The following is a 22,718-nucleotide window of genomic DNA, read 5'->3' on the forward strand; positions in this document are numbered from 1 at the left end:
GCCATGCAGTTTAGCCCTACTCGATGACCAGCAGCAGATCACCGCCCTGCACCTGCTCGACGCCCGAGAACGCCAGCCGCTTGACGGTGCCGGACACCGGGCTCGTGATTCCGGCTTCCATCTTCATGGCTTCGATCGTGGCCACCGTGTCGCCGGCCTTGACGCTGTCGCCGGTCTTGGCGACGAGCGTGACGGCGCCGGCGAACGGCGCGGCTACCTGGCCTGCCACGGCGGGATCGGCCTTCTCGGCGACCTTGACCGAGGACTCCACGCTGCGGTCGCGAACCGAAACGTTGCGCTGCTGTCCATTGAGCGTGCAGTGCACTGTCCGCATGCCCCGCTCATCGGGCTCCGAGATGGCGCCCAGCATGGCGATCAGCTTCACGCCCTTGTCCAGCTCGATGACGTGCTCTGCACCGCGCTGCAGACCGTAAAGGTAATCCCGGGTGTCCAGCACCGATACGTCGCCGTAGGTCTCCCGGACGTGCTGGAACTCCTTCGTGGGACCGGCGAACAGCAGCCGGTTCAGCGTGCTGCGCCGGGTCGGGGAATCCGCCTGGAGCGCGGCCGAATCTTCAGGGCTCAGTTCGACGTCGCGGACCTTCACCTTCCGGCCCTGCAGGGCCTTGGTGCGGAACGGCTCCGGCCAGCCTCCGGGCGGGTCGCCAAGCTCGCCGGAGAGGAATCCGATGACCGAGTCCGGGATGTCGTAGTTCTGCGGGTTCTCCGCGAAGTCCGCCGGCGACACGTTGGCGCCGACCAGCTGCAGGGCCAGGTCGCCGACCACCTTGGAGGAAGGCGTCACCTTGACCAGATGGCCGAGGATCCGGTCCGCCGCGGTGTACATGTCCTCGATGGCCTCGAACTTTTCGCCCAACCCCAGTGCGATGGCCTGCTGGCGCAGGTTGGAGAGCTGGCCGCCGGGAATCTCGTGCCGGTAGACGCGGCCGGTGGGACCGGGCAGGCCCGATTCGAACGGCGCGTAGACCCGCCGCACGGCTTCCCAGTACGGCTCGAGGGAGCCGACCGCTTCGAGGCTGATTCCGGTGTCCCGCTCGGTATTGGCCAGTGCCGCCACGAGGGCCGAGGCCGACGGCTGGCTGGTCGTGCCCGCCATCGCCGCGCTGGCCACGTCGACCGCGTCCACGCCGGCGTCGACGGCCGCGAGCAGCGTCGCGAGCTGGCCGCCGGCCGTGTCATGCGTGTGCAGGTGGACGGGCAGGTCGAAGCGTTCGCGCAGCGCGGCCACCAGCTTGGCTGCCGCCGCCGGGCGCAGCAGGCCGGCCATGTCCTTGATGGCGAGGATATGCGCGCCCGCGTCCACGATCCGCTGGGCCAGCTCGAGGTAGTAGTCGAGCGTGTAAAGCTTCTCGTTCGGATCAAGCAGGTTGCCGGTGTAGCAGAGTGCCACCTCGGCCACGGCGGTGCCGGTCTCGCGGACGGCCCGGATGGCCGGCTCCATCTGCGAGACATCGTTGAGCGCATCGAAAATCCGGAAAATGTCGATGCCGGTGGCTGCCGCTTCCTTGACGAAGGCCTGGGTGACCTCCTCCGGGTACGGAGTGTAGCCAACGGTGTTGCGGCCGCGGAGGAGCATCTGCAGGCAGATATTCGGGATGGCCTTGCGCAGCGCCGCCAGCCGCTCCCACGGGTCCTCGCCCAGGAAGCGCAGCGCCACGTCATAGGTGGCCCCGCCCCAGGCCTCCACGGAGAGCAGTTCCGGAGTCAGTGTCGAAATCGCCGGGCCCGCGGTGACCAGGTCCCGGGTGCGTACGCGGGTCGCCAGCAGCGACTGGTGGGCGTCCCGGAACGTGGTATCCGTTACTGCCAGGGCCGTCTGCTCGCGCAGAGCGCGGGCGAACTTTTCCGGGCCGAGTTCCTGCAGCAGCTGCCGGCTGCCCCGCGCGGGGACAGCCTTCAGCACGCCGGTGGATTCCAAGGCCTCGCGGGCGGACAGCGGCAGCTTGTCGGCCGGAGCCGTTGCGGCGGCGAGCGGCCCGTTGGGCTGGTTGACGGTGACGTCGGCGAGCCAGGTCAGCAGCTTCGTGCCGCGGTCCGCGGAGACCCTGGCCTTGAGCAGCTCCGGCCGTTCGTCGATGAACGACGTGGCCACATTGCCGGCGACGAACTCCGGATCATCCAGCACGGCCTGCAGGAACGGGATGTTCGTGGAGACGCCGCGGATCCGGAATTCGGCCAGCGCGCGGCGGGCCCGTGCGACGGCGGTGGCGTAATCCCGCCCGCGGCAGGTCAGCTTCACCAGCATCGAGTCGAAGTGCGGGCTGATCTCGGCGCCCGCATACACCGTGCCGCCGTCCAGGCGGACGCCCGCGCCGCCGGCCGACCGGTAGGCAGTGATCTTGCCGACGTCGGGGCGGAAGCCGTTGCTTGGATCCTCCGTCGTGATGCGCGACTGCAGGGCTGCGCCCTTGATGGAGACGTTATCCTGGCTCAGCCCGAGATCGGCCAGCGACTCCCCCGCGGCGATGCGCAGCTGGGCCTGGACCAGGTCCACGTCCGTGATTTCCTCGGTGACGGTGTGCTCCACCTGGATCCGCGGGTTCATTTCGATGAACACATGTTCGCCGGCCCGCTCTCCGATGGTGTCCACGAGGAACTCCACGGTTCCGGCATTGGCGTACCCCAGGGCCTCGGCGAATTTGACCGCGTCCCGGTAGAGCGCCTGGCGGATGTTGTCATCCAGGTTCGGCGCCGGCGCGATCTCAATGACCTTCTGGTGCCGGCGCTGCAGCGAACAGTCGCGTTCGAACAGGTGCATGACGTGGCCCTGCTGGTCCGCCAGGATCTGCACTTCGATGTGCCGCGGACGCAGCACGGCCTGCTCGAGGAAGACGGTCGGGTCACCAAAGGCGGTATCCGCTTCGCGCATCGCCGCCGCCAGCGCCTCCGGCAGCGCCTCGCGGGTGTCGACGCGGCGCATCCCGCGCCCGCCGCCGCCCGCGACGGCCTTGACGAAGATGGGGAAGCCGATCTCGTCGGCCTCGGCGATCAGCTTCTCCTGGTCGGAACTCGGTGCGGACGACTTCAGGGTCGGGATGCCGGCGGCCTTGGCCGCGTCGAGTGCGCGCACCTTGTGCCCGGCCAGTTCCAGCACGTCCGCCGGCGGACCGACGAATGCGATCCCCGCGCCCGCGGCGGCACGGGCCAGTTCCGGGTTTTCGGAGAGGAAGCCGTAGCCGGGATAGATCGCGTCGCAGCCGGATTCCTTGGCGACGCGGATGATTTCGTTGACGTCGAGGTAGGCGCGGACGGGATGCCCTTCCTCGCCAATCAGGTACGCCTCATCGGCCTTCTGGCGATGAATCGAGTTGCGGTCCTCGTGGGCAAAGACGGCCACCGTCTTGGCACCGAGTTCATAGGCGGCTCGGAAGGCACGGATGGCAATCTCGCCACGGTTGGCCACCAGGATTTTCGAGAACATAGCGCTCCTGCGTCATCGCGGTTAGTCGGGGGTTGTGGTGCAAGTCTCAGGTAACGGTTGCAGCAATAGCAAGCCGGTGTAGTGCAGGTCACCATTTTCCCATATGAAGGGCGTAATGAACGGCCATGGGGAACGACGCCGGCCACGCCGCGGACGGCCGGCCACCGGTCCGCCGCCGCCGAATCAGGCTATGGCCGGGTGGCACCATATGATGGTGGGGGAACAATCGCGCCCGCAGGTCAGGGCCTGCGTTCCCGTCAAGCAACACGCAGCCGTCATGACTCGACATGTTAGGTTTTGGTTTTACACGTGCAAGTAGTGAGCATCAGCAGCCTCAAGGGCGGCGTCGGCAAGACTTCAGTGACACTGGGCCTGGCCTCGGCGGCGCTGGCGGCAGGGATCCCCACGCTCGTCGTCGACCTTGACCCCCACGCCGATGCGACGACCGGCCTGGGCGTCCGGCCGAGCCGTCAGACGGACATCGGCCGGCTGCTCAAGAACGCTCGACGCGCGGATCTGGGCGCGAACGTCATATCCAGCGGATGGGTCGCGACCGCGGCCTCCAACGGCGGACACAACGTCGGGCGGAAGGTGCTCGACGTTGCCGTCGGCTCGGCCTACACCGGCATCTACGACCGTCCGGACCTCAGCCGCCGGGACCTGCGGCGCCTGGCGACCGTCCTCTCCCGGGTGGAGGGCTACTCCCTCGTCCTGGTTGACTGCCCGCCCTCGCTGAACGGCCTGACACGCATGGCCTGGTCCGCGAGCACGCATGTCCTGCTGGTCGCGGAGCCGAGTTTGTTCTCTGTTGCGGGCACCGAGCGGACCATGCGGGCCCTCGACCTCTTCCGGGAGGAATTCGCTCCCGACCTGACCACGGCCGGGGTAGTCGCCAACCGGGTGCGCACAGGATCCAACGAACACGCCTACCGGCTCGCGGAAATGAAAACCATGTTCGCGGACCTGCTGCTCTCCCCCACCATTGCCGAACAGGCCAACTGGCAGCAGATCCAGGGCGCCGCCCACCCCATCCACCACTGGCCGGGCGAGTCGGCCCGCCAGTCCGCCGGTCTCTTCGACGAGTTGCTCAAGAACCTCACGGATTCGGGCGGGCTGCGCAACCGTGTCCTCCGCCGCTAGGCGGGCCGGCCGGACCTGGGGTTATAGGTCATTAATGTGTGTCCGGCCCCGGCTGGTTCCTTGTCGCCACGCGGCTAAATCCGGGTCGGCATACTCTGTGGTCTATATCCGTAGGGGGTGCTTGATACTTCCGGTGAATGTGCTCTCTGCGGCGGCCCGCTCAAACGCAACGGTAAAACCAGCGCGGGGAGTATCCGCTGGCGGTGCAGGCACTGCGGTGCGAGTTCCTCGCGGGCCGTCGCCCGCCCGGATGTCGCACGGCGGCACGACCTGAATCTCTTCCTGGGCTGGCTGCTGGGCAAGGCCTCCCAGGCGGAACTCTCCGGAACGGCGTCAGCGCGGACGCTGCGCCGCAGGATGGCCTGGTGCTGGAATATCTCGCCGACCATTCCCGTGACCGGGCAGATCCATGACGAGGTCCAGCTCGACGGGATTTATCTGCGTGGCGGCTGGTGCTGCCTGATCGCGATCGCCGGGGACCAGGTGATCGGGTGGCAGTGGTGCGATACGGAGAAATCCGCCGCCTGGACCGCGCTGCTCGAACGCTTCCCCGCCCCGCGGGTAGCCGTCATCGACGGCGGCTCCGGCCTGGGTTCAGCCCTCAGACGCGCCTGGCCGGAAACACGGATCCAGCGCTGTCTGGTCCATGTCCAACGCAACGTACGCACCGAGATCACCCGGCAACCCCGCACCAAGGCAGGACGGCGGCTTCGCGTGCTCTCACTGGCCCTGACCAAGATCGGCACCCGGGAGGAAGCATTGATCTGGCTACGCGCCCTGAACTCCTGGCACGAAGCGAACAAAACGTTCCTCGCCGAGCGGACCTACCGCGGATCCGGGCCGACCCCGCAACACGTCAGGACCGGCCAGGCCTGGTGGTTCACCCATTACCGGCTGCGCCGCGCCTACAACCTGCTGGCGCGCACCGCCCGGGAACGGGTGCTCTTCACCTATCTGGAACCTGAGTTCGAAGGACTGGGCATCTCCTCGACCACAAACCGGATCGAGGGCGGAATCAACGCGGGAATCCGGCGCATGCTCCGCGACCACCGCGGCCTGCCCCTCGAGCACCGGCAAAGGGCCGTGGAATGGTACCTCTACCAGCGCAGCGAGAACCCGCCGGCCCCGCACCGCCTCATCCGCGAAGAGCACTACAAAACGCTCACGCCGCTGACACCGATCGCCGGTGACGAACCGATCGGCCCCGACGAACTGGGCACCGCCACGATCGCCGAAGAAGGCCTCTGGGCCCGCTCAGGCTGGGGCGGAAGACCATGACACACCCGGCCCAGACACACATATTTGGCCTATAACCCCGGACCTGCGCTGCCGTGCCGAACCGGGCACAAAGAAAGGGCACCCCGCCGGGGTGCCCTTTGTGTTGGAATGCCGGCAGCGGCCGGCGGATCTGCTAGCTGATTTTGCGCGCGGCCCGGCGGCGGCTGAGCTCGTCGTCGGGGAACTCCGGCTGGTCTCCGACATGCTCGCTCGGCAGCTGGGCCAGGCTGCCTTCGACTTCGCGCCAGACCCGGCCGACGGCGATGCCGAAAACGCCCTGTCCGCCTTGGACGAGGTCGATCACTTCGTCGGCGGAGGTGCATTCGTAAACACTCGCGCCGTCGCTCATGAGCGTGATCTGGGCGAGGTCTTCGACGCCGCGCTCGCGCAGGTGGTCCACTGCGGTGCGGATCTGCTGCAGGGAGACGCCGGTGTCGAGCAGCCGCTTGACGACCTTCAGGACCAGGATGTCCCGGAAACTGTAGAGGCGCTGGGATCCGGAGCCGGAGGCGCCGCGTACGGCGGGTTCCACGAGGCCGGTCCGGGCCCAGTAGTCGAGCTGGCGGTAAGTAATGCCTGCCGCTTTGCAGGCCGTGGGTCCACGGTAGCCGGCGTCTTCGTCCAGTACCGGCAGATCCTCGGTGAACAGCAAACCCTGGGCGCTTGCGGGTAGGCCGGCACCCGGTTTCACCGCACGGGACTCGCCCGCATCACCTTTAGGACTCACGTGAACCCTCCTTGTCGAAAGTTCCCTAGTGGGAAGTCGGCGCCGCCGGCAACTCAGGGGTCAGATCTAAGTCTGCCCCGTGCCGCCCGCCGGTGCAATGGGAACTGTATTCTTCGACGTTAGAACCACCGGCGCCGACGGTCAAAGATGCTGGCCTTTTCAGGTTCGGCGTGTCGGGTGCCCCTGACCTTGGCGAACGCCCCCGGAGCTGTCCTTTCGACCTGCGGCCGAGCCGTCGGACGACGGGCCGTTTCCCTACTTTTCGAAGTCCTCGGGCTCTACGTCGGCCAGGAACTCCCTGAACTCCCGCATCTGGTTCTCGGCGTTTTCCTCCGGCGCCGCGGAGTCGTCATCCTCGGCGGCCTCGGCGATCTGCACCCCGGCCTCTTCCATCACTTCCTCGGCACAGAAGATCGGGCAGGGCACGCGCAGTGCGACGGCCAGCGCGTCCGACGCCCGGGAACTGACCGTGGTCCCGCCGTCGAATACGAGTTCCGCATAGAAGACGGTGTCCTGTACCGTCACCAGCCGTACTTCCGTGATGGTACGGCCGAGCTCGGTGACCACGCTGCACAGCAGGTCGTGCGTCATGGGCCGCGGCGGCTTGATTCCCTGCTGGGCAAAGGCGATCGCGCTGGCCTCCGGGGCGCCGATCCAAATGGGGATGTGCCGTTCCCCCGCCTTCTCCTTCAGCAGGACCAAGGGCTGGTTGGAGGGCAGTTCGATGCGAACTCCGACAACTTCGACTTCGAGCATGGTTCCTCCGATCAGCGATCCATTCGAGCGATATGCCCGTGGACGAGGGCGCTGTGCAGGTTCAGGCAGAGGTCGCTGATCTCTTTGGCAGCTTCGGCCGCCCGCGCCTTCGACGCTACATCCTTTCGGGATGAAAGAGGGGCGACGGCCCGTTCGACCAGTCCCATCTCGCGGTCAGCCGCCGACCGGAACGGACGCAGGTGCCGGGGCTCGATGCCGTGCGTCCCGAGCTTCGCGCACGCCTTGACGACCTTCAACGCGTGCTCGTCGTAGAGGGAGTCGGTCTCCTGGATCAGCCCGAAGCTCAGCAGCTCGCGGATCAGTTCCTCCGAAACGCCGGCAGCCTCCTGCAACTGCGGAAGCGTGAAGGAACGGGCACGTCCGGTCAGTTCCTGGGCCAGCCCGTCCGAGACCATGCGCGGGGACAGCGACATGCCGCCGGGCAGGGCCTCGGGCCGCTCGCCGCGGTCTATCGCGTCCACGTAGTCCTTGATGACTTTCAGCGGGAGGTACTGGTCCCGCTGGAGGGCCAGCACGAAACGCAGGCGCTCGACGTCCTGGGCCGAGTACTTGCGGTAGCCCGCGGGAGTCCGCTGCGGGCTGATCAGCCCCTTCTCCTCGAGGAACCTGATTTTGGACGCGCTGATCCCCGGGAAGTCATTGCTGAGTTCCTGCAGGACTTCCCCGATGTTGAGGACTGTCCTGCGGAACGTGTCCCGTCCGGAGCCGAGACCGCGCCGTGCTGGCTGCGATGCGGGCACTGGCTAAGCCTGGCCCTTCGGCGCCGCTTCGCTGGCGTAGTAGGTCAGGCGGAACTTGCCGATCTGGACTTCGTTGCCCGTACGCAGGGCGAGGCTGTCAACGCGGTCGTTGTTGACGTAGGTGCCGTTCAGGCTTCCGGCGTCCACCAAGGTGAAGCCGGTTGCGGTGCGCCGGAACTCGACGTGCTTGCGGGAAACGGTGACGTCGTCCAGGAAGATGTCCGCGTCCGGATGCCGGCCCGCCGAGGTCACGTCCTGGTCCAGCAGGAACCGTGCCCCGTGGTTCGGCCCGCTGTGCGCGATCAGCAAAGCCGACCCCGCCGGCAGCGCGTCAACCGCAGCCTGTTCCTCGAAGGTGAGCCGGGGCTTGGGCTGGAAAGTCGTGGCTGCGGGCGGCAGTCCGATGGAAGTGGTCTCAGCTGCAGGTTCCCGGGGGCCACCGGCCTGTCCGGAACCTGCTGCGTTGCGCTCGTCGCCCACCATGAAGAAACGTCCTCCCATGCACTGTTGCAGCAACCGGCCTGCCGCCGGTTGCTCGTTCAAAATCCCATTCCGGTAGGTCTAGCCTACCTGCTGTTCGTACTCCGAAGCACTGAGCAGCGATTCGACGGCCGAGGCGTCCTCGAGGCGGACTTCCAGCAGCCAGCCGTCGCCGTACGGATCGGAATTGATCAGCGCGGGATCAGACTCCAGCGCGTCGTTGGCGGCGACGACTTCGCCCGACACCGGGGCATAGATATCGCTGACGCTTTTAGTCGACTCGACCTCGCCGATCACGTCGTTGGCCGTGATCTTGGTACCGGCTTCCGGCACCTGCACGAAGACGACGTCGCCGAGCGCGTCCTGGGCAAAATCCGTAATGCCGATGCGGACGACGCCTTCGGCGCCGGCCTTGGCGATCCATTCGTGCTCGGCGGTGTAGTGCAGTTCAGCGGGAACGTTGCTCATGAGTCGGGCCTTTCTCGCGTGGATCGGATGACAGCCGTGGCGCCGGCGGCCGGGGCCACCGCTGAAAGTATAGGCACAGACGTTCATCGTCCACACGCCGCTTTGCCGCTTCCGCGGTGCCCGCCCCCGCACCCCGTCCGGACTCGCCGCCGGCCCGGAATCCGGCAGCCAGCAATTCGGCGGGCCCGGAATGCGGAAAGTCCCGGCCGCTCCGAAGAGCGGCCGGGACTTTACCCAGTGTCGGGTTGACAGGATTTGAACCTGCGACCCCTTGACCCCCAGTCAAGTGCGCTACCAAGCTGCGCCACAACCCGTTGTTCCTTCCGGACCATCCCGGCGGAACCACCTCAAATACTGTACAGCATTTTTGGCGAAGGTCTGACCACGACCACTGGCGCGTGTCCCGGTCAGCGTTTGCGCGCCCGTTTTTCGCGCACGCGCATGCTCACCTCGATGGGTGTTCCCTCGAAGCCGAAGGTTTCGCGCAGCCGTCGCGTAATAAAGCGGCGGTAACCGGGATCGAGGAATCCTGTGGTGAACAGCACGAACTTGGGCGGCCTGGTCGAGGCCTGGGTGCCGAAGAGGATCCGGGGCTGCTTGCCGCCGCGCAGCGGGTGCGGATGTGCCGCCACGAGCTCCCCCAGGAAGGCGTTGAGCCGTCCCGTGGGAATACGGCGGTCCCAGGATTCGAGCGCGCGGTCCAGCGCCGGCACGAGGCGGTCCTTGTGCCAGCCCGTGCGGGCAGACAGGTTCACTCGGGGCGCCCAGTCCACGTGCGCAAGGTCCTGCTCGATCTCCCGCTCCAGATAGCGGCGCCGGTCGTCATCGAGGAGATCCCACTTATTGAAGGCCAGCACCAGGGCGCGGCCCGAATCAATGGCCGTCTGCAGGATGCGCACGTCCTGCTCGCTGAGGACTTCGTCGACGGCCAGCAGGACTACTGCCACCTCGGCCCGCTCGAGCGCGGACTGGGTCCGCAGCGAGGCGTAGAAGTCCGCTCCGTGCTGCATGTGGACGCGGCGGCGGATGCCGGCGGTATCGACGAACCGCCACATCCGGCCGCCCAGTTCGATCATCTCGTCGACCGGGTCCCGGGTGGTGCCCGCGAGCGAGTCCACGACGACGCGGTCGCTGCCGGCAAGCTTGTTCAGCAGGGAGGACTTGCCGACATTGGGGCGGCCGATCAACGCTACCCTGCGCGGGCCGCCCGTCCGGATGACGCCCCCGTGGGCGGAGAATTCGGGCAGCACTTCCATGACGGCGTCCAGCATGTCCGCGGTGCCGCGTCCGTGCAGGGCCGAAACGGGGTAGGGCTGGCCGAAGCCGAGGCTCCAGAGCGCCGCTGCCTCCGCCTCCTGGGCCATGTCATCCACCTTGTTGGCGACGAGGATGACCGGCTTCTTCTTGCGCCGCAGCATCCGGACGACGGCCTCGTCCGTGGCCGTGGCACCGACGTTCGCATCGACCACCAGCAGCACGGCGTCCGCCATGTCCGCGGCGATCTCGGCCTGCTCGGCGACCCTGGCATGGATGCCCTTCGCGTCGTGCTCCCACCCGCCGGTGTCGACGAGGGTGAAGTTGCGGCCGTTCCAGTGCGCCGCATAGGACACGCGGTCACGGGTTACGCCCGGGGTGTCCTCGACGACGGCCTCGCGGCGGCCGAGGATGCGGTTGACCAGCGTGGACTTGCCGACGTTCGGACGTCCAACAATCGCCAGCACCGGATCGGGCTTGGGCGGGGCCTGCTGCTCGGGCTCCAGGTCCAGGCCTGCCAGCAGGGCGGCATCCTCCTCGTCGAGCTCATAGTCCGCCAGACCGGCCCGGAGCGACTCCGCGCGCAGGTCCGCCTCGTCGTCGTCGAGCTGTTCCAGGCGCTCCGCGATACTGTCCTCGCCGGCAGGCTCGTAGTCGCCGTCGGGGTAACCCTCGTCGCGGGGCCCGTTGCCGGTGGGTGTGGCACTCATGGTCAATATCCTTCGTCAAGCATGGGAGGTATGCTGGCGTGTCCATTCAAACACGCAGCGGTGTCGCGCGTACCGCCTGAGGGGCGGGCCGGCGCTAAGGAATGCGTCAGTGCGCTGCGCGGCGGACGACTTCTAGAACGGCGTCGATCGTCTCTTCGAAGTCCAGTTCGGAGGAATCTACGGTAAAGACGCCGTCGGCCGCTTCGCTGAAGTTCACCACGGTGGAGTCCTTTGCGTCGCGGGCAATCACCTGGTTGTGCAGCTCCTGCTCGGACTGGGTGCCGCCAAGCTGGAGCCCGCGGCGGCGAAGCCGGGCCTCCTCGCTCGCGGTCAGCAGGATGCGGACCTCGGCGTCCGGAGCCACCACGGTCGTGATATCGCGGCCCTCGGCCACGATCCGCCGGCCCGAGTCCGCGATGATCTGCTGCTGCCGCCGGATCAGCTCGGCGCGGGCGCCCAGCGTGGTGGCGACGGCGCTGACAGCCCCGGAGATCTCCGGCTCGCGGATGGCTTGGGTGACATCGGTTCCGCTGACCGTAACCTGCTCATGGTCCGGGTGCGTGCTGATCCGCAGGTCCACCTCGCGGGCGGCCTTTTCCACCTCCGCCGCCTCCTGCAGCGCGACGCCGGTCTTGAGGCAGTACCACGTCACCGCCCGGTACATTGCGCCGGTATCGAGGTAGGCGGCGTGCAGGCGCCGGGCGGTTTCGCGGCTGACGCTCGACTTCCCCGAGCCGGAGGGACCGTCGATGGCCACCACCAGCGGCTTGCCCAGCCGGTACGTCTTCATGTCAGTTGCGGCCTCAGTGGCAGCCGGGGTCATTGCAGCACCTTCCATCCGTGCGAATCCAAGTAGTCGATCAGTTCCTGGCGCCTGCTGGGCAGCACCGAGATTTCCACCATGCCCACGTCCTGCCCGGACGAGTGGTCGAGGCGGAGATCCTCGAGGTTGATGCCCACCTCGCCGATCTCCGTCAGCAGCCGGGCGATCTGGCCCGGCCGGTCGTCCACGAGCACGGTCAGCCAGGCGAAGGACTGCGGCGGGGCGCCGTGCTTGCCCGGAATCCGGGCCTGGCCGGCATTGCCTTCGCTCATCAGCTGGGCCAGGTCCAGCCGCGCCCCGGGTGCCTCCGGCTGTTCCAGCGTGCCGATCAGCCGGTTCAGGTCCTCGCGGACACCGTACAGGATCTTGACCAGCCGCGGAGCGTTGGCCCCGAGGATCTGGACCCACAGCGCCGGGTCGCTCGCGGCAATCCGGGTCACGTCGCGCAGCCCCTGGCCGGCCAGCGCCAGCGCATGCGGCTCCGTGTCCTGCAGCCGGCTGGCCAGCAGCGAGGACATCACCTGCGGGAGGTGGGAAATCAGGGCCACGCTCTGGTCATGTTCCTCGACCGACATTCGCGACACGACGGCGCCGAGGTCGATGGCGAGGGCCTGCGCGGTCTTCAACGCCGCGGCGCTGGTCGAATCGTGCGGGCACAGCACCCAGGGCATGGACGTGAACAGCTCGCCCCGCGCCGCCACCGGGCCGGACTTCTCCCGGCCGGCCATCGGGTGGGTTCCGACGTAGCGGGCCATCTCCTCCGGGCCCAGCTCGGGATCTGCCTGCAGCTCGGCCAGGACCGACGCTTTAACGCTGGCAATATCGACCACGACGGCGGACGGGTAGTCGCGCAGGGCCTGCGACACTATGCGGGCGGTGACGTCCGGAGGGGAAGCGACGACGACGAGCTGCGGCGCAGCCTGCTGTCCGGGTTCGAGCACGCGGCCGGCGCCGATGTCCTGGGCGACGGCCTGGGCGGAGGGCGAGAGATCGGAGAGCAGCACCTCGATACCGTGGGCACGCAACCCCAGGCCGATGCTGGCGCCGAGCAGGCCGGTGCCGATCACCAGCACCGGCCCGGACAGATGGGCGGCTTTAAGGTGTGTGGGGTTCAACGCCTACATCCCCACCAGAGCCAGCAAATGGCCGGACTCGGTGCGGCCCAGCGCCCGGATGCTCCCCTGCCGCTGGTCGCCGAGCCGGATCGGCCCGACCTGAGTGCGCACCAGTCGCTCCACCGGGTGCCCGACGGCGTCGAACATGCGCCGCACGATCCGGTTCTTGCCCGAGTGCAGCACGACTTCCACCAGCACGTGGCCGGGGGTGGAATCGACCAGCCGGAAGGAGTCGACGCGCGAGACGCCGTCCTCCAGCTCGATCCCGTCCCTCATCTGCGCTCCGACGCCCTGCGCCATCGGCCCCCGGACCTGCACGAGGTACGTCTTGGGCACCTCATACGAAGGATGCGTGAGGCGGTTGGCCAGTTCGCCGTCGTTGGTCAACAGGAGCAGGCCCTCCGTGGCCTGGTCGAGCCGGCCCACGTGGAAGAGCCGCTGGTCCTTGTTCTTCTTGAGGAAGTCGCTGATGCAGGGCCGGCCTTCCGGGTCCTCCATGGTGGAGACGACGCCCTTGGGCTTGTTGAAGACGTAATAGACGAGCGTCTCGTCCGTCTGGATCCGGATGCCGTCGACGTGGATGACGGCGGTGGCCGGGTCCACGCGGACGCCGAGCTCGGTGACCACGGCGCCGTCAACTTCCACGCGGCCGGCCGCGATCATGTCCTCGCACACCCGGCGGGAGGCAACGCCGGCCTGTGCCAGCACCTTCTGCAGCCGCACGCCGTTCGGGTCGTGCAGGCCCTCGGTGCTGCCGCCGGCCTGGCCGCCTTCGGCGCGCTGGGGGCGCGGACGGTTGCGGACAGGACCGAGGTTCTGCCCGAACCGTTCCCGGCCGAAGGGACGCGGGCCGGCCGGCTGGGCCTTGGCTCCCGGCTTGCGTCCGGTTGAAGGCTTTCCGGGGCGGGCCTTGCCCTGGCCCGCCTTGCCCTGGCCCGCCTTGCCCTGGCCCGCTTTACCGCTACCCGCGGCGCTGCCGGGGCGGCCGGCGCCGTCGCGTCGCTGGCCGGGGGCCGGCTTTCCGCCGCGCTCGGAGCCGAAGGCCGGCTTACCGCCGCGTTCCGCACCGGGGGCCGGCTTCCCGCCGCGGCCCTGTCCCGAGGAATGCTGGCCGCCGCGGCCTTGTCCGCCGGCGGCGCCTGGCTGGCGGGCCGGCTTGCCGCCAGGCTTCGGGCCCTTGCCGCCGCCGCGGGGGGTGTTGCGGCCGGAACCGGATCGGGGCGCCTGTGTCATTTGTGTCCTTAAATACTCGCGGAACGGTACATCTCAATAAACGGATTCGTCGATATCTGCCAAGTGTTCCAGCCCCGGCAGATGTGGTGCCAGTTCGGGGAGCTCGGAAAGACTTCCTATACCCAATCTTTCCAGAAAATACGAGGTGGTCCGGTACAGCACTGCTCCGGTCTCCGGATCGGCACCGGAATCCTCGATTAATCCGCGCTGCACCAGGGTCCGGACCACCGAGTCCACGTTGACGCCGCGAATGGCGGATACGCGGGAGCGCGCCACCGGCTGGCGGTACGCGATCACGGCCAGCGTCTCAAGGGCGGCCTGGGTCAGGCGGGCCGTCTGGCCTTCCAGCACGAAGCCCGACACGATGTCCGCGAACTCGCTGCGGGAAAAGATGCGCCATCCCCCGGCCACCTTCCGCAGTTCGAAACCGCGCGGTGCCGCGCCGGGCGAGCCCCCGCCGTCGTAATCCTCCTGCAGTTCATGCAGCAGCGCACTGACCCGCGCCACGGGCAGGTCGACGGCGGTGGCCAGTTCGATGTCCGTGGCGGGCTGGTCCAGGACCATCAGGACGGCTTCGAGAGCGGCCCGGGCACCGCCCGGCAGGCTCTCCACCCCGGTCTCCTCCCCGCCGGGCCCTTCGGCTCCGGCCGGGGCCTGCTGCACGTCCTCACTCATCGGTCTCCTGCACATCCTCGTATTCTTCGCTCAGCCGCTCCGGCGTCCAATCCCGGTCGGCGCCGGCCCAGCGCACGGTCAGTTCCCCAAGCGGCGCGGCCTGGTCGAAGGCAATCACCGCATCGCGGAAAAGCTCCAGCAGCGCGAGGAACCGAGCGACCACCACGAGGGTGTCCGCCGCGTCGGCCGTCAGCGCCCGGAAGGACAGCGGCGTGCCGGCCTGCAGCCGCCGGGCGATGATCCCGGCCTGTTCCTTCACGCTCACGGGCGGTGCGTGCAGGTGCGCCAGCCCCACCTCGGTGGGTTTGGGCTCCTTGGGCTCCAGGGCCTTGGCCGCGAGGGCGGCGAACTCGGCCGGCGGCGTGCGCCAGACAAGCTCGGGCAGCAGGGCCGCGAACTGCGGTTCCAGGCCGACCTGCCGCGGGTAGCGGAGGCCCTCCTCCTCCAGCCGCCGGCCCATCATCGCCGCGATCTGCTTGAAGGCGCGGTACTGCAGGAGCCTGGCGAAGAGCAGGTCGCGGGCTTCGAGGAGGGCGATGTCCTCGTCATCCTCGACCTCGCCCGCGGGCAGCAGCCGTGCCGCCTTCAGGTCCAGCAGGGTGGCAGCGACGACCAGGAACTCGCTGGCCTCATCCAGGGCGCGGTCCAGGCCCGCCTCCTGGAGCCGGCGGATGTAGCCGATGAACTCGTCGGTGACGCGCGCGAGGGCCACCTCGGTGATGTCCATCTCGTGCTTGGAAATCAGCCCCAGCAGCAGGTCGAAGGGCCCGGTGAAGTTGTCCAGCCGGACCTCGAATCCCGTGGTCCGGCTGCCTGTTTCGGGTTCCGGCAGCGGCGTCTCCGCCGGCACCGCAGCCGTCATTACGGGGCGCCGCCGCGGTAGATCAGTTCCCTGGCCAGCTGGCGGTAGGCCTCGGCGCCGGGATGGTTGCCGGCATAGGTGGTGATCGGCTCGGCGGCGACGGTGGCATCCGCGAACTTGATGGTCCGCTTAATCACGGTCTCGAACACCTTGTCGCCGAAGGCCTCCAGCAGTCGGCCGATGACCTCGCGGCTGTGCAGGGTCCGCGCGTCGTACATGGTGGCCAGGACGCCGTCGATCTGCAGCCGCGGGTTGAGCCGGTCCTGCACTTTTTCGATGGTCTCCACCAGCAGCGCTACGGCGCGCAGTGCGAAGAATTCGCAGATCAGCGGGATCACGACGCCGTGGGCAGCGGTCAGGGCGTTGACGGTCAGCAGGCCGAGCGAGGGCTGGCAGTCGATCAGGATGACGTCGTAATCGTCGCTGACCTTGCGCAGCGCCCGGTCGAGGACCTGCTCGCGGGCCACCTCGTTGACGAGCTGGACTTCGGCGGCGGAAAGGTCGATGTTGGCCGGCAGCAGGTCGATGTTCTCGATCTCGGTGCTCTGGATCGCCTCGTAGATATCCGCCTTGCGGTCCATCAGGACGTTGTAGACGGTCAGGTCGAGCTCGTGCGGGTTCGTCCCGAGGCCGGCCGAGAGCGCGCCCTGCGGATCGAAGTCCACCAGAAGGACCCGGCGGCCGGCCTCCGCCAGCGCCGCTCCCAGGTTGATGGTCGAGGTCGTCTTGCCGACCCCGCCCTTCTGGTTGACCATCGCGACGATGCGGGCGGGGCCATGTGAAGTCAGCACGGGCGGTTCGGGGAAATCGGTCTGCGGCCGGCCGGTCGGCCCCAGGACGGCTTCTTCCTGCAGAGTCGTCGAACCCTGTTCGCTACTCACGTATCAATCCCAGCTTCCATGGTTGCTTGGCTGTCCATTTATCCCCCAAGGCTACAGTGACGGCCCAGCATTCCGCCGAATGTGGCGCCCGGTTCCGGCGAGCCTTTAGCTTCAAGTAGAGGTCTAAAGTTTAGACTTCGCGGTTTGGCTTCCCCTGCCACGTTCGACGGCGGTGCACCCGTCCGAAATCGGGTGCACCGCCGTCGTTGTGGCAGGTAGCTGAGGGTTGCCGGTCAGCGTGCGCCGGCCAGCTCCCGGTCCGCTTCCCGCTCAGCCGCAGCCGGCTCGACCGGCTCCGGGGCGTGGCCATGGCCGGCCTCCATGGTCTGCTCGTCGAAGGGCAGCCGGCGCTCGAGCACCTCGTCCACCCGGCTCCGGTCGATCTCCTTCGTCCATGTACCGATCAGCACGGTAGCGACGGCGTTGCCGGTGAAGTTGGTCAGCGCGCGGGCCTCGGACATGAAGCGGTCGATGCCGACGATCAGCCCGACGCCGTCCACCAGGTCCGGGCGGTGGGACTGCAGGCCGCCGGCGAGGGTGGCCAGGCCGGCGCCGGTGACGCCTGCCGCCCCCTTGGAGGCGATGACCATGAAGACCAGCAGGGAGATCTGTTCGCCCAGCTCGAGCGGCTTGCCCAGGGCGGTGGCGACGAACAAGGCAGCCATCGTCAGGTAGATCGCGGTGCCGTCCAGGTTGAAGGAGTAGCCGGTCGGAACGGTGACGCCGACCACGGGCTTGGACACGCCCAGGTGCTCCATCTTCGCGATCAGGCGGGGCAGGGCCGCCTCCGAGGAGGAGGTGGAAAAGATCAGCAGGTACTCGCGGCCCAGGTAGCGCATCAGCTTGAAGATGTTGACGCCGGTGACGACCTTCAGGATCAGGCCGAGGACCACGACGATGAACAGGACGCAGGTGATGTAGAAGCCGATCATCAGGGTGGCCATGCTGATGATGGCCTGGACGCCGGTGGCGCCGACGACCGCGGCGATCGCGCCGAAGGCGCCGACCGGAGCCAGCCACATCACCATGATGAGGATGCGGAAGACCAGGGCCTGGATATGGCCGATGCCGCGCAGGATCGGCTGCCCCGCCGGCCCCATCTTCTGCAGGGCGAACCCGACGATGAGGGCCACGAACAGCGTCTGGAGGATGTTGCCTTCGGTCAGCGAGGACAGCAGCGAGGTGGGGATGATGCCCAGCAGGAAGTCCACGGTGCCGTGGCTCTCCGTCGGCTCGGTTTCGTAGCTGGTTCCCTGGATGTCCAGCCCGGCGCCCGGATGGATCAGGTTGCCCACCAGGAGGCCGATGCCCAGGGCGAAGGTGGACATGACCATGAAGTAGAGCAGCGCGAGGCCGCCGACCTTGCCGACGGTGGCGGCCTTGGCAATCGAACCGACGCCGAGGACGATCGTGCAGAAGATGATCGGGGCGATCATCATTTTGATCAGTCCGATGAACGCGGTGCCGACAGGCTTGAGGGACTGCGCGAACTCCGGTGCCACCAAGCCGACGACGGCACCGAGCACCACTGCCACGATGACAGCGATGTAAAGGAAGTGGGTTCTGTCCTTCTTCGGCTTCGTATCAGCCTTGGGGACCTGCGTGGTCGCTGCCAATGATTTACTCCTTGAAGGTGTGATGCCGCTCTCCGGCGGCGGGCTGGAACCATCTTGCTCCGCCCAGTGACGCTGATCACCATTGCGTTCATACTGTTCGTGGCAGGGAAAAGGAGACCGATGAAGCACTGGAGCCTTGCCTCCCGGATCCTCGTCAGCCAGCTGGCGTTCCTCATCCTCCTGACGGCGGCGGTCGCGACCTTCCTGTTCCTGGACGCGCGGCACCAGGCCTATGACCGGGCCGGCCAGCGGATGACTTCGGTTGCCGTCGCCATCGCCGATAGCCCGTTCGTACTCGACGCGGTGCAGTCGGCGGATCCCACCGCGCGCCTGCAGCCGTACACGGAGCGCATCCGGCGGGACGCCGCCGTCGACTTCATCACGATCATGTCCCCCGACCGCACCCGCTTCACGCACCCGGACCCGGCACAGATTGGCGCCGAATACATCGGCAGCGTGGACGAAGCCCTGGCCGGACGGCCGCAGACCGAGGTCTTCGCCGGGACGCTCGGCCCGTCCATCCGTGCCATCGTGCCGATCAAGGACGCGGCCGGGCAGGTCAAGGGGATGGTGGCCTCGGGCGTCACGGTTTCCAACGTCTCCGTGGCGGTCGCGGCCCGGCTCCCCTTCGTCATCCTCACGGCGCTGGCCGTCATGGCGGTTTCGTCGCTGGCGTCGTGGCTGCTCAGCCGTTACCTGGACCGGGTGACGCTGGGCTGGGGGCCGGCCCAGCTCTCCCGCATCTTCGTCTTCTACGACACGGTGCTGCACTCGGTCAGGGAAGGCATGCTGCTGGTGGACACGGAGGGCCGGCTGGTGCTCTACAACGACCAGGCGGCCCGCATGCTCGACCTGCCCGTCCGCAGTCCCGGGGATCCGCCGGCCGATGTTGCCGCGCTCCAGCTGCCGCCGGCGCTCAAGCAGCTGCTGCTCCAGCGCCGGACCGTCCACGATGAAGTCCTCGTCACCGACCGGCACGTGCTGCTGGTCAGCCAGGATCCCGCGGCGACTCCCCGCAGCGGGACGAGGCGCCCGGCGGAGGTGTCCCTAGACGTGCCCGCCCTGGGCGTGGTGGCGACCTTGCGCGACCGCACCGAGGTCCAGTCCCTCGCCGGCGAGCTGGAGTCCATGCGCACCCTCCGCGATGCCCTCCGTGCGCAGACGCACGAGCACTCCAACCGCCTGCATACGATCGTGTCCCTGATTGAGCTCGGCCGCCACCAGGACGCCCTGGATTTCGCCTCCCGCGACCTGCAGCAGTCCCAGCAGCTGACCGACGACGTCGTCGGCGCCATCGACGAGCCGTTCATCTCCGCCCTGCTGGTCGGCAAGGCGGCCCAGGCCAACGAGCGCGGCATCGAGCTGCACATCGCGGCCGGCCCGGGCGCAGGCTCGGGGGCGCCGCTGCCGGGCCGCGCGGGCCTGGACCCGGAAGCCTTGGTCACCATCGTGGGCAACCTGCTGGACAACGCTTTCGACGCCGTTTCCGCCTGCGAGCGCAAAGAGGTGTCCATCGACTTCCTCACTACCGAGGACCGGCTGTGGATCCAGGTCCACGACAGCGGGCCGGGACTGCCCGACGGCGAGCGCGACGACATCTTCGCCCTGGGCTTCAGCTCAAAGAAGGGCGACGGCGCGCAGCGCGGCGTCGGCTTGTCCCTCGTCCGGCTGGCGGTCACTAGAATGGGCGGGGAACTGACCGTAGACAATGACGAAGGGGCTCTGTTCACCGTGTCGCTGCCGCTGGGCGGACCTGCGTCTTCCGCCAACGGATTCCGGGACCCGCGGCATGGCTGAAGCGATCCGCGTGCTCGTCGTCGAGGACGAGTCCGTCGCCGCCGCCGCGCACGCCGAGTACGTCCGGAGGCTGGCCGGCTTCGAACTGGCCGGCGTCGCTTCGACGGGCTCCGAGGCGCTTGCCCTGCTGGGGCTCTCCGGCGGACCTGCCGCCGGCAAGGCGGCCCGCATCGACCTCGTGCTGCTGGACATGAACCTGCCGGACCTGCACGGCCTGGATGTGCTCCGGCGCATCCGAGGCTCGGGCGCCCCGGTCGAAGTCATCGCGGTGACCGCCGTGCGCGAACTGCCGATCGTCCGCAAAGCCATCTCCTCCGGCATCGCGCTGTACCTGATCAAGCCGTTTACGTTCGCCGCCTTCAGCGACAAGCTCCACCATTACCGCCAGTTCCGGGACAGCCTGGCGCAGCACGGCAGTTCCACCACCCAGGCCGCTGTGGACCGCGCCTTCGCGCAGCTGCGAGCGCCTTCCCCGACGGCCCTTCCCAAGGGACTCAGCGAAGAGACCCTGAACAGCGTCGTCGACCTGCTCAAGTCCCGCGACTCGCCGGTCTCCGCCGTGGAAGTCACGGCCGAGACCGGCATGTCCCGCGTCACGGCGCGCCGCTACCTCGAGCACCTCGCGGACCAGAACTCGGCGGTCCGCACGCCCCGCTACGGGACCAGGGGACGCCCGGAGTTCGAGTACAGCTGGCGCCGGGACTGACCGGCGCCGCTTCAGGACCGGATCGTGCGCACCAGATCGTCGATCACCGAGGGATCCTCGATGGTCGAGGGCACCGTGTAGTCTCCCCCGTCGGCGATCTGCCGCATCGTCTTGCGCAGGATTTTGCCCGAGCGGGTCTTCGGCAGCGCGGCCACGACGCGGACCTCCTTGAAGTCCGCCACCGGCCCGATCTGCTTGCGGACCAGGGACACGAGCTCGCTCTGCAGCTGGGCGGGGTCCACCCCGGCACCGGCCTTCAGGACCACGTAGCCGCTGGGCCGCTGGCCCTTGAGTTCGTCCGCCACGCCGACGACGGCGCATTCGGCCACCGCGGGATGCTGCGCCACGACCTGTTCCATCGCACCTGTGGAGAGCCGGTGCCCGGAAACATTGATGACGTCGTCGGTACGGCCCATCACGAAGAGGTAGCCGTCCTCGTCGAGGTATCCCGAATCGCCCGTGGCGTAGTAGCCGTCGAAGGTGCGGAGGTAGGAATCCACGAAGCGCTGGTCATTGCCCCACAGGGTAGCGAGCGTGCCCGGCGGCAGCGGCAGCTTGATCACGATGTTGCCTTCCGTGCCGGCCGGGACAGGATTTCCCATTCCGTCGACGATGGCGATCTGGTAGCCCGGCACGGGCACGGTGGGCGAACCCGCCTTGACCGGCAGCTGCTCGAGGCCGAGCGGATTCGCGGCAATCGCCCACCCGGTCTCCGTTTGCCACCAGTGGTCGATGACCGGCACCTTCAATGCGGCGGCGATCCATTCATACGTCTCCGGATCCAGCCGCTCCCCCGCGGCGAACAGCGTCCGAAGGCTGGAACGGTCATAGTCCGCGAGCAGCCGGGCCTGCGGATCGGCCTTGCGGATGGCCCGGAGGGCGGTCGGGGCGGTAAAGAGGACGTTGACGCCATGGTCCTGGACCACCCGCCAGAATGCCCCTGCGTCGGGGGTACCCACCGGCTTTCCTTCATAGAGCACCGTGGTCGCGCCCGCGAGCAGCGGTCCGTAAACGATGTAGGAGTGGCCGACCACCCAGCCGACGTCCGACGCCGTCCACATCACGTCCCCCGGACCGATGTCGTAGATGTTCTTCATCGACCACGCCAGCGCCACGGCGTGGGAGCCGTTGTCCCGGACGACCCCCTTCGGGGCACCGGTGGTGCCGGAGGTGTAGAGGATGTAGAGCGGGTCGGTGGCCGCAACCGGCACGGCCGCGGCCGGCTCCGCCGAGGACTGCAGATCGTCCCAGTCGAGCCAGCGGGTGGTGTCATCTCCGAACGTGCCGACTTCATGGGCAAAGCCCTCGCGGGCCTTGACGACGACGTGGGGCACCTGGTGCGACGCCATCCGGATGGCTTCTTCCACGGCGGGCAGGTACTCCACGCGGCGGGAGGGCTCGATGCCGCCCGTTGCCGTGACGACCGCCGCCGGCTTGGCGTCATCGATCCGCGCCGCCAGCTCCCGCGGTGCAAAGCCACCGAAGACCACCGAATGCACCGCCCCCAGGCGGGCCGCCGCCAGCATGGCGATCGGCGCCTCGGGGATCATCGGCATGTAGATGATCACCCGGTCTCCCTGGCCGACTCCGAGGTTCCGCAACGCCCCGGCGAACGCCGCCACCTCGGACAGCAGTTCATCGTAGGTGTACCGGCGCTGGACGCCAAGCATCGCGGAATCGTAGACCAGCGCGGTGTGCGCTCCCCGTCCCGCAGCCACGTGCCGGTCGAGGGCATTGGCGCAGGTGTTGAGCTGCCCGTCCGGAAACCACCGGTAGATCGGAGCCCGGCTTCCGTCCAGAGCCTGCGCCGGGGGCTTCGACCATTCGATGGCGCCGGCTTCACCCAGCCAGAACTGTTCCGGATCATCCACACTGGCCCGGTAGGTCGCGCGGTAGCTGGATCCCATGGCTTCCCCTCAATATTCGAAACGAAGGACTGTGACGCACATCATCCTAGCGGGGCCTGCCGGGGGTGCGTCAAAGATCTTGTATAC

At 68.1% G+C, this 22,718-nt stretch carries 19 protein-coding genes and 1 tRNA gene; 4 read left to right on the forward strand and 16 right to left on the reverse strand.

Going from position 1 to position 22,718, the window contains the following annotated elements; all coding sequences use genetic code 11:
- Nucleotides 1–16: 16 nt before the first annotated feature.
- Nucleotides 17–3,442: a pyruvate carboxylase gene (locus tag AHIS1636_RS15670; RefSeq protein WP_264796777.1), complete on the reverse strand. Its 3,426-nt coding sequence runs from the start codon at nucleotides 3,440–3,442 to the stop codon at nucleotides 17–19.
- A 309-nt stretch (nucleotides 3,443–3,751) separates the two neighbouring features.
- Between AHIS1636_RS15670 and AHIS1636_RS15675 the strand changes: the two genes are divergently transcribed.
- Together AHIS1636_RS15675 and AHIS1636_RS15680 are read left to right on the forward strand one after the other, a co-directional pair.
- A complete protein-coding gene (locus AHIS1636_RS15675) occupies nucleotides 3,752–4,582 on the forward strand; it encodes a ParA family protein (RefSeq protein ID WP_264796778.1) in 831 nt (276 codons plus the stop codon).
- A gap of 117 nt (nucleotides 4,583–4,699) precedes the next feature.
- Nucleotides 4,700–5,860 (forward strand): IS1249 family transposase, encoded by a 1,161-nt coding sequence (locus AHIS1636_RS15680; protein ID WP_264796779.1) that lies wholly within the window; start codon nucleotides 4,700–4,702, stop codon nucleotides 5,858–5,860.
- 133 nt (nucleotides 5,861–5,993) lie between these two features.
- On the opposite strand, the gene AHIS1636_RS15685 is transcribed toward AHIS1636_RS15680, so the two are convergent.
- The 14 genes from AHIS1636_RS15685 to AHIS1636_RS15750 form a co-directional block, all read right to left on the reverse strand.
- A complete protein-coding gene (locus AHIS1636_RS15685; RefSeq protein WP_275116383.1) occupies nucleotides 5,994–6,587 on the reverse strand; it encodes a MerR family transcriptional regulator in 594 nt (197 codons plus the stop codon).
- A gap of 255 nt (nucleotides 6,588–6,842) precedes the next feature.
- The gene (locus tag AHIS1636_RS15690) at nucleotides 6,843–7,343 is read right to left on the reverse strand and encodes a bifunctional nuclease family protein (RefSeq protein WP_264796780.1); all 501 of its coding nucleotides are present in this window, start codon (nucleotides 7,341–7,343) and stop codon (nucleotides 6,843–6,845) included.
- Between the two features lie 11 nt (nucleotides 7,344–7,354).
- Nucleotides 7,355–8,104 carry a transcriptional regulator FtsR gene (gene ftsR / locus AHIS1636_RS15695; RefSeq protein WP_373875861.1) on the reverse strand — a complete coding sequence of 250 codons (750 nt, stop codon included), beginning with the start codon at nucleotides 8,102–8,104 and terminating at the stop codon, nucleotides 7,355–7,357.
- 3 nt (nucleotides 8,105–8,107) lie between these two features.
- Nucleotides 8,108–8,587 carry an FHA domain-containing protein gene (locus AHIS1636_RS15700; protein WP_264796781.1) on the reverse strand — a complete coding sequence of 160 codons (480 nt, stop codon included), beginning with the start codon at nucleotides 8,585–8,587 and terminating at the stop codon, nucleotides 8,108–8,110.
- A gap of 78 nt (nucleotides 8,588–8,665) precedes the next feature.
- Nucleotides 8,666–9,052: a glycine cleavage system protein GcvH gene (gcvH, locus tag AHIS1636_RS15705; protein ID WP_264796782.1), complete on the reverse strand. Its 387-nt coding sequence runs from the start codon at nucleotides 9,050–9,052 to the stop codon at nucleotides 8,666–8,668.
- A gap of 240 nt (nucleotides 9,053–9,292) precedes the next feature.
- A tRNA-Pro gene (locus AHIS1636_RS15710) sits at nucleotides 9,293–9,366 on the reverse strand.
- Nucleotides 9,367–9,459: 93 nt separating this feature from the next.
- Complete coding sequence (der, locus tag AHIS1636_RS15715) at nucleotides 9,460–11,016, reverse strand: ribosome biogenesis GTPase Der (protein ID WP_264796783.1); 1,557 nt, start codon at nucleotides 11,014–11,016, stop codon at nucleotides 9,460–9,462.
- 106 nt (nucleotides 11,017–11,122) lie between these two features.
- On the reverse strand, nucleotides 11,123–11,839 hold the full coding sequence (cmk, locus tag AHIS1636_RS15720; RefSeq protein WP_264796784.1) for a (d)CMP kinase: 717 nt from the start codon (nucleotides 11,837–11,839) through the stop codon (nucleotides 11,123–11,125).
- Entirely contained in the window at nucleotides 11,836–12,954 is a 1,119-nt protein-coding gene (locus AHIS1636_RS15725; RefSeq protein WP_264796785.1) for a prephenate dehydrogenase, read from the reverse strand. The genes cmk and AHIS1636_RS15725 overlap by 4 nt, the downstream gene beginning before the upstream one ends.
- A 3-nt stretch (nucleotides 12,955–12,957) precedes the next feature.
- Nucleotides 12,958–14,187 carry a pseudouridine synthase gene (locus AHIS1636_RS15730; RefSeq protein WP_264796786.1) on the reverse strand — a complete coding sequence of 410 codons (1,230 nt, stop codon included), beginning with the start codon at nucleotides 14,185–14,187 and terminating at the stop codon, nucleotides 12,958–12,960.
- Nucleotides 14,188–14,220: 33 nt separating this feature from the next.
- Nucleotides 14,221–14,862, reverse strand: coding sequence for an SMC-Scp complex subunit ScpB (scpB, locus tag AHIS1636_RS15735; RefSeq protein ID WP_264796787.1), 642 nt, complete (start codon nucleotides 14,860–14,862; stop codon nucleotides 14,221–14,223).
- Complete coding sequence (locus tag AHIS1636_RS15740; protein WP_264796788.1) at nucleotides 14,855–15,724, reverse strand: segregation and condensation protein A; 870 nt, start codon at nucleotides 15,722–15,724, stop codon at nucleotides 14,855–14,857. Before AHIS1636_RS15740 ends, scpB begins: the two co-directional genes overlap by 8 nt.
- Nucleotides 15,724–16,605: a ParA family protein gene (locus AHIS1636_RS15745; RefSeq protein WP_262104205.1), complete on the reverse strand. Its 882-nt coding sequence runs from the start codon at nucleotides 16,603–16,605 to the stop codon at nucleotides 15,724–15,726. Before AHIS1636_RS15745 ends, AHIS1636_RS15740 begins: the two co-directional genes overlap by 1 nt.
- A 233-nt stretch (nucleotides 16,606–16,838) precedes the next feature.
- Nucleotides 16,839–18,221, reverse strand: a complete 1,383-nt coding sequence (locus tag AHIS1636_RS15750; protein WP_264796789.1) for a cation:dicarboxylate symporter family transporter — start codon at nucleotides 18,219–18,221, stop codon at nucleotides 16,839–16,841.
- A gap of 120 nt (nucleotides 18,222–18,341) precedes the next feature.
- On the opposite strand from AHIS1636_RS15750, the gene AHIS1636_RS15755 reads away from it, so the two are divergent.
- Together AHIS1636_RS15755 and AHIS1636_RS15760 are read left to right on the forward strand one after the other, a co-directional pair.
- A complete protein-coding gene (locus AHIS1636_RS15755) occupies nucleotides 18,342–20,018 on the forward strand; it encodes an ATP-binding protein (RefSeq protein WP_264796790.1) in 1,677 nt (558 codons plus the stop codon).
- Nucleotides 20,011–20,724: a response regulator gene (locus AHIS1636_RS15760; RefSeq protein WP_264796791.1), complete on the forward strand. Its 714-nt coding sequence runs from the start codon at nucleotides 20,011–20,013 to the stop codon at nucleotides 20,722–20,724. The genes AHIS1636_RS15755 and AHIS1636_RS15760 overlap by 8 nt, the downstream gene beginning before the upstream one ends.
- Before the next feature lie 11 nt (nucleotides 20,725–20,735).
- On the opposite strand, the gene AHIS1636_RS15765 is transcribed toward AHIS1636_RS15760, so the two are convergent.
- A complete protein-coding gene (locus tag AHIS1636_RS15765; RefSeq protein ID WP_264796792.1) occupies nucleotides 20,736–22,631 on the reverse strand; it encodes a propionyl-CoA synthetase in 1,896 nt (631 codons plus the stop codon).
- Nucleotides 22,632–22,718: the final 87 nt, after the last annotated feature.

This window comes from Arthrobacter mangrovi (genome assembly GCF_026011795.1).
Lineage (GTDB): Bacteria > Actinomycetota > Actinomycetes > Actinomycetales > Micrococcaceae > Crystallibacter > Crystallibacter mangrovi.

Excerpts from the sequence above, each read along its gene's own strand:
- cmk (WP_264796784.1), bottom strand. The coding sequence starts at position 11,839 with ATGACCCCGGCTGCCACTGAGGCCGCAACTGACATGAAGACGTACCGG.
- gcvH (WP_264796782.1), bottom strand. The coding sequence starts at position 9,052 with ATGAGCAACGTTCCCGCTGAACTGCACTACACCGCCGAGCACGAATGG.
- scpB (WP_264796787.1), bottom strand. The coding sequence starts at position 14,862 with ATGAGTGAGGACGTGCAGCAGGCCCCGGCCGGAGCCGAAGGGCCCGGC.
- AHIS1636_RS15700 (WP_264796781.1), bottom strand. The coding sequence starts at position 8,587 with ATGGTGGGCGACGAGCGCAACGCAGCAGGTTCCGGACAGGCCGGTGGC.
- AHIS1636_RS15670 (WP_264796777.1), bottom strand. The coding sequence starts at position 3,442 with ATGTTCTCGAAAATCCTGGTGGCCAACCGTGGCGAGATTGCCATCCGT.
- AHIS1636_RS15730 (WP_264796786.1), bottom strand. The coding sequence starts at position 14,187 with ATGACACAGGCGCCCCGATCCGGTTCCGGCCGCAACACCCCCCGCGGC.
- AHIS1636_RS15740 (WP_264796788.1), bottom strand. The coding sequence starts at position 15,724 with ATGACGGCTGCGGTGCCGGCGGAGACGCCGCTGCCGGAACCCGAAACA.
- AHIS1636_RS15755 (WP_264796790.1), top strand. The coding sequence starts at position 18,342 with ATGAAGCACTGGAGCCTTGCCTCCCGGATCCTCGTCAGCCAGCTGGCG.
- AHIS1636_RS15765 (WP_264796792.1), bottom strand. The coding sequence starts at position 22,631 with ATGGGATCCAGCTACCGCGCGACCTACCGGGCCAGTGTGGATGATCCG.
- AHIS1636_RS15760 (WP_264796791.1), top strand. The coding sequence starts at position 20,011 with ATGGCTGAAGCGATCCGCGTGCTCGTCGTCGAGGACGAGTCCGTCGCC.
- AHIS1636_RS15690 (WP_264796780.1), bottom strand. The coding sequence starts at position 7,343 with ATGCTCGAAGTCGAAGTTGTCGGAGTTCGCATCGAACTGCCCTCCAAC.
- der (WP_264796783.1), bottom strand. The coding sequence starts at position 11,016 with ATGAGTGCCACACCCACCGGCAACGGGCCCCGCGACGAGGGTTACCCC.